Annotated in this window: 9 protein-coding genes and 1 pseudogene; 3 read left to right on the top strand and 7 right to left on the bottom strand. The window is 69.4% G+C overall.

The window, feature by feature from the left end:
* Nucleotides 1–116: 116 nt before the first annotated feature.
* A complete protein-coding gene (locus AB0I23_RS40250) occupies nt 117–896 on the top strand; it encodes a tyrosine-protein phosphatase (protein ID WP_359118088.1) in 780 nt (259 codons plus the stop codon).
* Between the two features lie 142 nt (nt 897–1,038).
* Here AB0I23_RS40250 and AB0I23_RS40255 read toward each other — a convergent pair.
* Nucleotides 1,039–1,379 (bottom strand): annotated as a pseudogene (locus AB0I23_RS40255) (alpha/beta hydrolase); the annotation flags it as partial.
* Between the two features lie 141 nt (nt 1,380–1,520).
* On the opposite strand from AB0I23_RS40255, the gene AB0I23_RS40260 reads away from it, so the two are divergent.
* A complete protein-coding gene (locus AB0I23_RS40260) occupies nt 1,521–1,787 on the top strand; it encodes a hypothetical protein (RefSeq protein WP_359118106.1) in 267 nt (88 codons plus the stop codon).
* Nucleotides 1,788–2,305: 518 nt separating this feature from the next.
* Here AB0I23_RS40260 and AB0I23_RS40265 read toward each other — a convergent pair.
* The 6 genes from AB0I23_RS40265 to AB0I23_RS40290 form a co-directional block, all read right to left on the bottom strand.
* The gene (locus AB0I23_RS40265; protein ID WP_359118091.1) at nt 2,306–2,938 is read right to left on the bottom strand and encodes a class I SAM-dependent methyltransferase; all 633 of its coding nucleotides are present in this window, start codon (nt 2,936–2,938) and stop codon (nt 2,306–2,308) included.
* A 166-nt stretch (nt 2,939–3,104) separates the two neighbouring features.
* Entirely contained in the window at nt 3,105–4,466 is a 1,362-nt protein-coding gene (locus tag AB0I23_RS40270) for an FAD-dependent oxidoreductase (RefSeq protein WP_359118094.1), read from the bottom strand.
* Nucleotides 4,467–4,837: 371 nt separating this feature from the next.
* Nucleotides 4,838–4,942: a hypothetical protein gene (locus AB0I23_RS40275; protein ID WP_359118096.1), complete on the bottom strand. Its 105-nt coding sequence runs from the start codon at nt 4,940–4,942 to the stop codon at nt 4,838–4,840.
* Between the two features lie 283 nt (nt 4,943–5,225).
* Complete coding sequence (gene grpE, locus AB0I23_RS40280) at nt 5,226–5,879, bottom strand: nucleotide exchange factor GrpE (protein WP_359118099.1); 654 nt, start codon at nt 5,877–5,879, stop codon at nt 5,226–5,228.
* Nucleotides 5,879–7,741 (bottom strand): molecular chaperone DnaK, encoded by a 1,863-nt coding sequence (gene dnaK / locus AB0I23_RS40285; protein ID WP_359118101.1) that lies wholly within the window; start codon nt 7,739–7,741, stop codon nt 5,879–5,881. The genes grpE and dnaK overlap by 1 nt, the downstream gene beginning before the upstream one ends.
* 507 nt (nt 7,742–8,248) lie before the next feature.
* On the bottom strand, nt 8,249–10,342 hold the full coding sequence (locus AB0I23_RS40290) for a SpoIIE family protein phosphatase (RefSeq protein ID WP_436847070.1): 2,094 nt from the start codon (nt 10,340–10,342) through the stop codon (nt 8,249–8,251).
* A gap of 1,626 nt (nt 10,343–11,968) precedes the next feature.
* Here AB0I23_RS40290 and AB0I23_RS40295 point away from each other — a divergent pair.
* Nucleotides 11,969–12,326, top strand: a 358-nt coding sequence (locus AB0I23_RS40295; RefSeq protein ID WP_436847071.1) for a hypothetical protein, incomplete at its 3' end; no start/stop codon positions are given.

Here is a 12,326-nt window from a genome sequence, read left to right on the forward strand (position 1 = left end):
ACGGGCAGGAGCTCCCTGCTGTACGGCCCGCGCACGAAGGTGTCGTGCTGCCCGCTGCCGTCGTCGCTCCAAGGGCGGCCGCGGCAGTTTGACGCCAGGACCTAGGGTTCAGCTTTGTGAACAGACACATACACTTCGCGCGACTCCACAACTTCCGCGACGTCGGTGGATATCAGGGTGCCGACGGGCACACAGTCCGGTGGGGCCGGCTGTACCGTTCCGACTCGCTCGGCAAGCTCCGGGGCGAGGACCGGGACCGCTTTCTGACCCTCGGTATCGGCAGTGTCATCGACCTGCGCTACGACTGGGAGATCGACGCCAAGGGGCGGGTGCCCGACGCCCCTGGGCTCCGCTACCACCATCTGAGCATCGAGCACCGGCCGTACGACCAGGCGGCGCTCGGCCCGGAGGTGGAGACCGGGCGCTTCCTGGCCGACCGCTACACCGAGGTCGCCCACGACGGGGTCGCCGAACTGCGCCGCGCACTCGAAGTGATCGCGGCAGACGACAGCGGGCCCGTCGTCTTCCACTGCGCCTCCGGCAAGGACCGCACCGGTCTGCTCGCCGCCCTCGTGCTGTCCCTGATCGGAGTGGGCGAGGACGACATCGTCGCCGACTTCGCCCTCACCGGACTCGCCACCGAGCGGCTCCTTGCCGACTGGCGGGCGGACCACGGCAACCAGGATCCGAACTGGCCCGGCTACGGCAGGGCGCCCGCCGACATCATGCGCTTCTTCCTGGCGGATCTCGCCGCGGCCCACGGCTCCGTACGCGGCTACGCGGCCGACCGGCTCGGCGTGGACGACGAACTGGTGGCCGCGCTGCGCCGTAACCTCCTCGAACCTGCTGGGACCCGTCAGCCGGCCGAGCGCGGTACGACCCTCGAGAGCACCTGAGTCAGTGCGTGCCAGTCCGCGGCGATGACGCTTGCGTGCCGTCCCGCCAAGAAGGCGAGCCGGTCGAGGGCCTGAGTCTGCTCTGAATTGATGCCGCCGATGGCGGACGTCACTCCGTGGGCGTCCGTCATCACGACGAGGTACCCAGCACCGCCGCGCGGACGCGGGGCTCGGCGGCGACGAACGGAACGCCGAGCCCGCAGCCCGACGACAGCCCCAGTAGCCCACCGGGCCGGCGCCGACGTGGTCGACTTCCTGGACCGCGTCCACGACCGTCCGCCACTCCGGGACGCTCCGGCCGGCGATGAGGGTGTGGACTTCGGCGAGCACCGGAGCCACGTCCCCACCGGTCTCCATGCGGTTCCGCATCTCGCCGATGAGCCGGTTGTGTTCCTCGGTTCGCGGCCGGTCGCCATGGGCGGGTGCGTCGACGGCCACTACCGCGAAGCCGCACTCGGCCGCGAAGCGGCGGGCACGCGCCACGCTGCACGCGCGCCTGGTCGAGGAGTGCCGACTGGCGGACGCCGCCGTCGCCGACGTGTCGCTGCCCGTTCCGGCACAGCAGTCGATGACGAAGCGCCAGTGCCCGGCCGCGTCGGCGAGCGACGACGTGCCGGCGCTGCCGTGAGCGGAGAGCAGCTCGCGCCGTGCACGGATGTGGTCGGCGAGTGCGCAGCAAACCGGGACCGCCACGCCGTACGGCGTCCCGATCCGGGTGTCCCCGGCGAACGGGTAGGACGACAGGGACTCGTCGAGCGGACCCAGCGCCGCCCGTGCGGCCGAGGGGTGCCCGCCCTCCACGATGTCCAGCAGGACCGGCGCCGCGATCACGGCCGCAGGGAACACGGCCCCGCTGTGGCCATGCACCAGGCCGCCGCCTGCGAGCCGTGATGCCGCGTCCGCCACGGCCATCAGTCCTGCCGCGGAAGCGAGATCGCGCAGCCCGGACGCAGCGTTGTTCGGCCGGTACCATTCCGGAGCGGCCGCTCTGGCGCTGGGGACGGGGTTCTGGCAAGCCGATATGGCGTTCGCCGCCCCGCCGCTGAGCGACAACCTCTTCATGAAGTTCTTCAACAGTCAGCGCGGCTACGTCTGCTGCAACGACAACAGGAACCGCTGGAGGAGCGACTTCCGCGTACGTCCGTACGTGACCCGCCCGCGCGCACCGAACTTTCGCAGAAGGGGGGTGGGCGACAGGGGCGACTCGTCCGACTCGCCACGGAGATCATCGTCCTGGGTTCTCGTCGACGCTCCATTCGGCATGGTGCCGTCCGCCCACGTCCTCCGGCGCGCCGCGCCGGAGGGCCACCGCCGTTCCCACGGCAGAGTGGACGCGCACCCTCATCGGCCCCGCCCGACCCGGGCCACCGCCTCCACACGGATCGGCATCCGCCGATCATCGCCGTGCGTCAGTTACGCACGCAGTGCAGGAAGAGGTGCGGCTCGGGTACCGCCGCCGGGTGGGACGGGGTGAACACACTGCTCTGTTCCCACTGCACCGTCAGACCCGCTTCGGTCACCACCACGGTCAACTCATCGGCGTCGAAGCTGGTCACGTGCACCTTCTGGCCCATGAACACGGCGCTGACATCCTCCACGTCCAGCGGCACCGTTGCCACGACCAGGCGGCCTCCGCGCCTCAGCGACTGCCCGAGCCGCCGGAGCAGCCGTGACTGTTCCTCTCGCGACATCTGCAGGAGCGAGAAGTAGACACAGACCGCGTCGAAACTCTCCTCCTCCAGCGTCAGTTCACGGATGTCGGCGCACTGGAAGGTCGCCCCGGGCACCTGCCGGGCCGCGAGGTCCGCCATGACCGGTGAGACATCGACTCCCAGTACGTCATGACCGGCGTCGGCCAGACTCTGTGCGGTCGGCCGGCCCGTTCCGCTGCCCACGTCCAGGACCCGGCTGCGCGGGGCGAGTTGGGCCAGCAGACGTTCCAGCGAGGCCCGGTGCGCCGACGAGGCGGCGAAGGCTCGCTCGTAGTCGGCTCCGAGAGTGTCGAAGACCGTCGCGGCCGTGGGGCGGAGTTCGTCATTCATCGAGGCGTTTCCTCCGATGGCGGGGCGACCGGTTCCCCGGAATCGTTCCACCATTGACGACAGTCTTCAACGCCCGCAGGCCGGCCCGCCCGCACGACGCTCTCCGCAACCTGGTGTGTCACCGGTGGTCCACTCCGAAGGGACCACCGGTGACCCGGCCGTACGGTCAGGCGCCGGACGCGTCCAGCATGGCGCCGCGTTCCACGACCTTGATGCGCTCGCGGTCCTGCTCCGCGCCGAGAGCCTGCTCGTGAGCGTCCAGTCGGTGCCAGCCGTCACGGGTGGTGTAGCGGACACCGCGCGCCCGCAGGTGGGCGACGACCGCGTCCGGATCGGGCTGCGTCGGGGCCGGCAGTCGGCCGGCGGCCCGGTCCTCCAGCAGACAGGCGACCGTTTCGTTGGCGTCGCCCTTGGTGTGCCCGATCAGGCCGATCGGCCCCCGCTTGATCCACCCGGTGACGTACACCGAGGGCATTGGTTCCGCGCCCTCGATGACCCGTCCGGCGACATGGGGGACGGTGCCGGAGGCGGGGTCGAACGGAAGCTTCGGCAGTTCATCCGAGTAGTACCCGACCGCTCGGTAGACGCTCTGGACATCCCAGTCGGTGAATCGCCCCGTGCCCTGGACGTTGCCCGTACCGTCCAGCTCCGTCCGCTCCGTCCGCAGGCCGACCACGCTGCCGTCGTCCCCGAGGATCTCGACCGGGGACTCGAAGAAGTGCAGGAACAGCTTGTGGGGCCGGTCGCCCACGTCCCGGATGGCCCAGTTCTCCAGGGTGGACGCGACCATGTTGGCCTGCTTGTTTCCCCGCCGGGTCTCGATCGAGCCCGCGTCGTACTCGATGTCCTCGGGGTTGACGATGACCTCGATGTTGGAGGAGTGGTCCAGTTCCCGCAGCTCCATCGGGGAGAACTTGGCCTGCGCGGGACCGCGCCGCCCGAAGACGTGCACCTCCAGCGCCTTGTTCGCCTTGAGGCCTTCGTATACGTTCGCCGGGATCTCCGTGGGGAGCAGCTCGTCCGCGGTCTTGGCGAGCATGCGCGCCACGTCCAGGGCCACGTTGCCCACACCGAGAACGGCGACCTTCTCGGCCGTCAGGGGCCAGGTCCGCGGCACCTCGGGGTGGCCGTCGTACCAGGAGACGAAGTCGGCCGCACCGTAGGAGCCGTCGAGGTCGATCCCCGCTATGTCGAGGGGGCGGTCCGCTTCGGCTCCGGTGGAGAAGATCACTGCGTCGTAGAAGGAGCGCAGTTCGTCGAGGCCGATGTCATGGGGGTAGTCGACGTTGCCGAACAACCGCAACTGCGGCTTGTCCAGTACCTGGTGCAGCGCGGTGACGATCCCCTTGATCCGGGGGTGGTCAGGGGCCACTCCGTAACGGATCAGACCGAAGGGGGCGGGCATGCGCTCGAACAGGTCGATCGATACACCCGGGTCCAGTGCGCACTCGGATTTCAGCAGCGCGTCGGCTGCGTAGATACCGGCGGGGCCGGCTCCGACAATGGCGACGCGGACGGGGCGTGTCATGGGGCTGTTGTTCCTTCGTTCCATGGGGAGGTTGAACGCGGGCAGAGAGTCAGCGGAAGTAAGGCTTGGCTTAGTACTCTCCACCGCACACGCTATGTCCTGCCTCGACCGGCCCTCCGACCGGGGGGCCATCAGGGAGGTGACAGTGCTGCTTGCCCGCCTCCGCGCCGACCGCTCCGCAGACTCCGGCATGCAGCGCGGCGTTCCCCGTCGTGACGACGGCGATCCTCGCGGCGACGTCCCCGGCCGAGTTCAGTGAGGCGGCCGGCCACAGGTGGGCCCAGCACCGGAGGACATGGGGCTTTCGGTCAAGGAAACCGTCTGCCGTCCCACCCCCGGGCGGCGGCAGACCGTGGGACGCAACGGCGAGGTCACCTGCCGAGCCGCGCCGCGTGGCGCAGACCTCCCCGCACATGGGCCCGGAACAACGGGTCGGAGAAGGCCTGGGCGTCGTGCCCCAGGGCGGTGTGGAACACGCGTCCTCCGAGCTGCTCGTGGCACCACGCCAGAGGATTGCTCGGTGTTTATCCGGCCGCCTTCGTAGGACGATTCGTCGGCCGAGGCCAGCACCCGTACTCCCGTCCGCGGAGCGGCGTAGAACTCGTACCACTCGTCGCTGCACCGCCACCGAAGGGCGTCGTCCCCTCGGACAGCTCGGCAGCCAGTGAGTGATCCTTTCCGCCGACAGCAACAGCTGTCGGCTCGCCGCCGGTAGGCCGGTCACGTCCTGCGGCGCGACCGCTCATGGCCCGCCGGTGTTCAGCGGGGCGGGGGTGGGCCCAGAGTCGGCCGCTCGGCCACGGCCACCTGTGCCGCGCGCACCAGGTGTGCGCCGACCCGGTAGCCGGGGCGCAGCACCTGGACGCAGGTCGCCCCGGTGGTGCCGGAATCGGTGGTGGAGGTAAGGGCTTCGTGCATGTGGGGGTCGAATGGTTCGCCTGCTTCGCCGACGCTGTGCAGGCCCAGCGCGGCGAGGTGGGACTCCAGAATCCGGGCGACCTGGTGGAAGCCATCCGTGACGCAGCCAAGGGCTCGGGCCCGGTCGATGGCGTCCAGGACGGGCAACAGCCCGGCCAGGACGTTGGCGACGGCCGCCTCCCGGATCGCCATGCGGTCCCGCCGCACACGCCTGCGGTAGTTGTCGTATTCCGCCTTGACCCGCTGCAGGTCCGCGGTGCGCTCGGCCAGGTCCGCCTCAAGCTGCCGGATCCGATTCTCGGGACCGGATGGACTGTGGGCGGCGCGGCTGCCCCCAGCTGCCGGGTCGGCCGTCGCTGCCGTGTGCGGCGACGATGAGGAATCCTGCCCTTCGGGTCGGCGGGGTGGGGGAGGGACGGGATCGATGCCGCTGCGGTCGTGGATGACCACGGGAGGTGGGAGATCCGGACGCGGGGGCTGGGCCGACTGCTTCATTACGTGCCTCCCTTCGCAGTGTCGTCGTCCACGATCTCCGCGTCCACGACGTCGTCATCGGCCCTGGCCTGCTCGGCGCCCGGCTGGCCGTCGGCCTGCGGGCCACCCGCGGCCTGCGCGTTGGCGTACATCGCCTGGCCCAGCTTCTGGGAGACGGCCGCGACCTTCTCGGTGGCGGTACGGATCTCGGCGGTGTCCTCGCCCTTGAGCTTCTCCTTCAGCTCGGTGAGCGCGGTCTCCACCTCCGTCTTCACGTCACCGGGGACCTTGCCCTCGTTGTCCTTGAGGAACTTCTCCGTCTGGTAGACGAGCTGCTCGCCCTGGTTGCGGGTGTCGGCGGCCTCCTTGCGGCGGCGGTCCTCCTCCGCGTGGGCCTCGGCATCGCGCATCATCCGCTCGATGTCGTCCTTGGGCAGCGCGGAACCACCGGTGATGGTCATCTTCTGCTCCCTGCCGGTGCCGAGGTCCTTTGCGCTGACGTGCATGATGCCGTTGGCGTCGATGTCGAAACCGACCTCGATCTGCGGGAGGCCGCGCGGGGCCGGCGGCAGGCCCGTCAGCTCGAACACGCCGAGCTTCTTGTTGTAGGACGCGATCTCGCGTTCCCCCTGGTAGACCTGGATCTGGACGGAGGGCTGGTTGTCCTCGGCCGTGGTGAAGATCTCCGAGCGCTTGGTCGGGATCGTGGTGTTGCGCTCGATCAGTTTGGTCATGATGCCGCCCTTGGTCTCGATACCCAGGGACAGCGGGGTGACGTCCAGCAGCAGGACGTCCTTGACCTCGCCCTTCAGGACACCGGCTTGCAGGGCTGCGCCGATGGCGACGACCTCGTCCGGGTTCACACCCTTGTGCGGGTCCTTGCCGGTCAGTTCCTCCACCAGGCCCGTGACAGCGGGCATCCGGGTGGAGCCGCCGACCAGGATGACGTGGTCGATTCCGGAGACCTTGATCCCCGCGTCCTTCACGGCCTGGTGGAACGGGTTCTTGCAGCGCTCCAGGAGGTCCGCGGTGAGCTGCTGGAACTGGGAGCGCGTGAGCTTCTCGTCCAGGTGCAGAGGCCCCTCGGCGGAGGCACTGATGTAGGGAAGATTGATGGTCGTCTCGGTTGCCGCGGACAGTTCGATCTTCGCCCTCTCCGAGGCCTCGCGCAGCCTCTGGACGGCCATTTTGTCCTTGCCGAGGTCGACTCCGTAGTTGTTCTTGAACTGTTTCACCAGGTGGTCGACAATCCTCTGGTCCCAGTCGTCGCCGCCAAGGTGAGTGTCGCCGTTGGTGGACTTCACCTCTACGACGCCCTCGCCGATGTCCAGGAGGGACACGTCGAACGTGCCGCCGCCGAGGTCGAATACGAGGATCGTCTGGTCGCTCTCCTTGTCCAGGCCATACGCCAGGGCCGCGGCGGTGGGCTCGTTCACGATCCGCAGGACCTTCAGACCGGCGATCTCCCCGGCCTCCTTCGTGGCGGTGCGCTGCGAGTCGTTGAAGTAGGCGGGCACCGTGACCACGGCGTCGCTCACGTCCTCACCCAGGTAGGCCTCCGCATCGCGCTTGAGCTTCTGCAGGACTCGCGCGGAGATCTCCTGCGCGGTGTAGCGCTTCCCGTCCACGCTGCCGGAATCCGGGAACCGCCAGGTCGCCTCGCCCATGTGCCGCTTCACCGACCGGGCGGTGCGCTCCACGTTGGTCACCGCCTGCCTCTTGGCGACCTCGCCGACCAGCACGTTGCCGCCCTTGGCGAATGCCACGACGGACGGGGTTGTCCGGGCACCCTCCGCGTTCGGGATCACAGCCGGTTCGCCGCCTTCCAGAACGCTGACGACCGAGTTCGTCGTACCGAGGTCGATACCGATCGAGCGTGCCATGATTCCGCTCCTTCTCCCTGCCCTCTCCGGGAAGGTGCCAGGGCTGCTCCGCGGCACCTGGGTCGCGGTGTCCGGGCCCGGTGAATCGGGGTCGGCAACCACGCCGACCGGTCTCGGCCTCGAACGTGCCTTTCACCCTCAGATTCCGGGATACGTCGGCTGCCAACCGCTGTCAACGCGTCCCTGCGCAGAGGCTTCACAGTAACGCCACCCGACCGGTAGCGGGGAGTCCAGGAAGGGCGTCAGGCCGCCCTTGCCGCACCCGTTGAGGTTGACCTGACCGATGCCGAGCGTCCCCCCCATTCGATGGCCACGATGCGACGCCGACCCCCCTCATACAGTCACCGCCCACCTGTGGAGTGTCCGCCCCGCCCATGCGAGAGGCGATGGGTATGCCCTCGGAGTCGTAGGTATGCGGCTCCCGGCCACGGCGCCGGGGATCGTGCCCCGTCCAGGCCACGAGTGGTCCGCAGCAGGGCGGGCTCGTCAGGGTGCCGCGCCGTGGCTTCACAGCTCGTGCCCGGACTGCAGATGTCGGATCCGGGCGATGAGCAGGGCTACGTCGTCGTGGTCGTCCTGGTGGCGCAGCGCGCCCAGCAGGAAGTCGCAGGTCTCTTCCAGAGGGCGGCGGGGGCGGCTGAGCAGGTCGGTGAGTGACTGGAGACGGATGTCGATGTCCTGGTCACGGGTCTCGACCAGCCCGTCGGTGTAGAGGACCAGTTCGTCGCCGGTACCCAGGTGGAACTCGACCGTCTCGAACGGCACGCCGCCGACACCCAGAGGGGCTCCGGTGGGCAGGTCGAGCAGTTCCGGCGCGTGACCCGGCCGGGTCAGCACGGGGGGCAGATGACCGGCGGTGGCCATGCGGCAGCACGGGTGGTGCGGGTCGTAGACGGCGAAGACGCAGGTGGCCATGGCACCGTCCAGGCCGGCGGCGATGTCGTCGAGTTGAGTGAGGACTGCATCGGGTTCCAGCCCGAGTCCGGCGAGGGTGCGGGCGGCGATGCGCAGCTGGCCCATGGTCGCGGCCGCGTTGATGCCGCTGCCCATCACATCGCCGACCACCAGCGCGGTCTGCTCACCGGGCAGCGGGATGACGTCGAACCAGTCGCCGCCGGCCTCGTCGGCCGCCGCAGCGGGCTGGTATCGGTAGGCGATCTCCAGGCCGGGCCTGGGGGCGGGCTCGGAAGGCAGCAGGTGGCGTTGCAGGGTGAGCACGGCGCGGCGTTGACGTTGGTACCAGCGGGCGTTGTCGATGGATACCGCGGCACGGGCGGCGAGTTCGACGGCGAGGACCTGGTCGTCGTGGTCGAAGGGCTGCTGGTTGCGGGCGCGTTTGAGGTCCAGGACACCGAGGACCTCGCCGCGGGCGATCAGTGGCACCGCGAGATAGGAGTGCACCCCCGCCTCCTTCAGCAGGGTGGCGGCGTCCGCGTCGCGGGCGATGCGGGCGAAGTCGCTCTCCCGCACGCGGGACACCAGGACGGGGCGGGCGGATCTCTCGCACTGGGTGACCAGCCGGGTGGCGTCGTAACTCGCCAGCTCGCCGACCGGGTCGGCGGCCCGGACCGCGGATGTCGGGTAGGCGGTCTTCACCGCGAGCGCGCGGAACGACGCCGTGTCGCCGCCGTCGTGGGGATGCGTGCCGCCCAGCACGGAGTCGAGGACGTCGACGGCGACGATGTCGGCGAACTCCGGCACGACGACGTCGGCCAGCTCCCGGGCGGTGACCTCAAGGTCGAAGGAGGTGCCGATCCGCGCGGACGCGTCGGCGATCAGGGCCAGGCGCCGCCGGGTCCGGACGGCGGCGGCAGCTGCCTGCAGCTGCTCGGTGACGTCCACGACCGAGGTGGCCAGGCCGATCACCTGCCCGGACGCGTCCTCCAGCCGGTAGATCGACACACGCCAGGCGTGCTCCGTTTCAGGGTCGGCCGTGGTGCGGCCGGTGGTGAACTGGTTCAGTCGAGGTACGCCGTCCGCAAGCACGCGCCGCATCGCCGATTCGGTGGCGTCGGCGTTGAGGAACGACAGCACTTCGCCGACGCGCCGGCCCAGGTGCTGCTCGGCGGGCACGCCGTTGATGCGCTCCAGCGCCGGGTTGACCAGCACGTACCGCAGGTCGGTATCCATGACCGCAAGGCCCATCGGGGATTGCGACACCAAGCGCACAGACAAGGCCAGATCCCGCTCCAGGCGTTGCAGCGTGGCGTGGTCGGAAGCGATGCCCAGCGCGTAGAGCCGGCCGTTCTCGTCCTCAAGACGCATGTTGTGGAATTCGGCCAGCCGGGTGCTGCCGTCCTTGTGGCGCACCGGGAACACTCCGGCCCAGGTCCCGAAGCCGGCCATCACCTGCGCGAACAGGTTCACCACCTGGTCCCGATGCTCTTCCGCGATGAGCAGGTGGATCGCGCTGCGGCCCAGTGCCTCCCCGGCGGTGTAACCGAACAGTTCCTCGGCCTGCGGGCTCCACAGCGCGACCCGGCCCTCGGCGTTCAGGACCACCGCTGCCACGCCCAGCACATCCAGCAGGCCGCCCGGGGCGGCCGAAGGATCAGCCGCCCCCGGGTCGGTGTCACCCTGCAGGCCGTCGGCCTCAGTCACGGCCGGACCCTCCTTCCCCTCAGAGGTCCATCACACCGCCCGCGTGAACCGCCTCGCTGCCCTGGCTCCCGTGCATGCCCCTTTCCGGTGTGTCCATCGTCCCCCCACCGGCCGACCCCGGCAGATCCGAGCCCGGATTCGGGGCCGTCTCCCGTCCAACGTCCGTGCCCGCGGCTCTGGAGCTGCTTGGTGAAGGGCCGGCTGTCCGATCGCGGTCGGCTGTTGTGCGCTGAGGCACGGTGGGTGCGGGTCTGATCGCGTGGGCTGGGTTCCGGTTCGTCCGTGTCTGCGGGCTGGGGCGGGGTGGATCGCGGCTTCCTTCAGTGGTGGCCAAGGTGGGCGGTGGCGTACGGCATGGGGGTATGAGACGGAGGCGATCCGGCTTCCCATCGCGGCCTGAACCGGATTCTGGCGACGACGGTCACCGGGACCGTCGACCTGACGGTCGACGGTCCCACACCTTCAGGCCATCGAGCGCAACAGGATCGCTCGCCGCTCCCCACCCTCCTCACAACTTCAAGGACCAACCATGTGAGGGGGAGTGATCCTGCTGCGGTCGTCGAAGTCCCAGGCGGGATCGAGTGGGCGAAGGCCTCCGAGGCCCCGCGGGCGGCACATCCGCGAGGCGTCCGGCCTCGACGTCGACCGGGACAGCGCCCTGGGTACAGCCTCTACGAACAGCGAACTCGTTCACGCCGAGCACGCGTGGAGACTGCTCAGGAACGGGCGACGCCTCGAGCAGTTCCAGCAGCTTGAAGAGATTCCGCGGTGGTGTCCACCCGTTCCACCCGCCCATCGATCTTCCGGAACTGCACGCTTTCCAGCGCGCAGTCCCCACGGCCGACGAACCCCCCCAGCCGAACGCTCCAGCATGCGGTATCAGACCTGCGGATTCACGGAACTGCGGCCACAGCCGGATTCAAGAAGCGCCATCATCCCGCTGGACCTCGCCACCGTGCCGGCGGCCTTCACCGAACGACGACGGCCCTGACACCATCGGCGTGGTATCAGGGCCGTCCCGCGGGTCCGGCGTGGGGCACCGGATTACTGCAGTTATCTAGCACATTGCCGCAGAGGGGGCATAAGGGACACGCGCTCCGGAAGTGACGTGACCTCTTGCGGGTGATGCGTCCGACAGGCGCTTGGGTGATGACTGCCGGACTACGCCGACAGGCCGGGTCGGTGAGCGTCTCGTCGGCGGACTGGGTGGCGCGCCCGCAGAACGTGCGCGGCGTGCCGGCGTCGTCCTGGTGCGCGAGAGGGGTGCAATCGGCCGCTGCGGCGGTCGAGGTGGTGGGGTGGGGGCCGATGACGGCTGTTCAGGGCGGCGGGGCGCGGATTTCGGTCTGCTGGAACCGGGCGGCGTGCTGCCGACAGGGTGAGCGGGCGTCATCAAGTCGCCCAGAAGGCCTAACCGCATTCCAAATAGGCCTATTGTCATACTTTTTGACGGTGTGTCATGTGCTGATCTGTGTGCGGTGCGGGCCGTGCGTACACCCGGTCGGCCCTCTGACGGCACATCCGAAATGACAGCTAAAGGCGCCATAAGTACGTTCATATCAGGCCGGTTGCCCGGTCGACCCTCAGAGACAAGGGAGAAGTGACATGAAGACGCGTACTGTCGCCGTGACCGCTGCCGCAGTGGGCGCTGCGGTCATCGCCACCACCGGCATTACCTATGCCTCGGCCGCCGGATCCACCCAGGCTGCCCCGTCCGTCCAGCAGGCCGCTCCGGCCGTGGCTCCGCTGGGTAGTGACGGTGGGAACGGGAACGGGAACGGGAACGGGAACGGGTTCGGGAACGGGAACGGGAACGGGTTCGGGAACGGGAACGGGAACGGGAACGGGTTCGGGAACGGGAACGGGAACGGGTTCGGGAACGGGAACGGGAACGGGTTCGGGAAGGGGAACGAGGGAGGTGAACGCGGGGGTTACGAAGGCGGCAACCGTGGCGGCAACGAGCGCCGTGGTCACCGTGAGGAGG

It is taken from the genome of Streptomyces atratus (assembly GCF_040655115.1).
GTDB lineage: Bacteria > Actinomycetota > Actinomycetes > Streptomycetales > Streptomycetaceae > Streptomyces > Streptomyces atratus_D.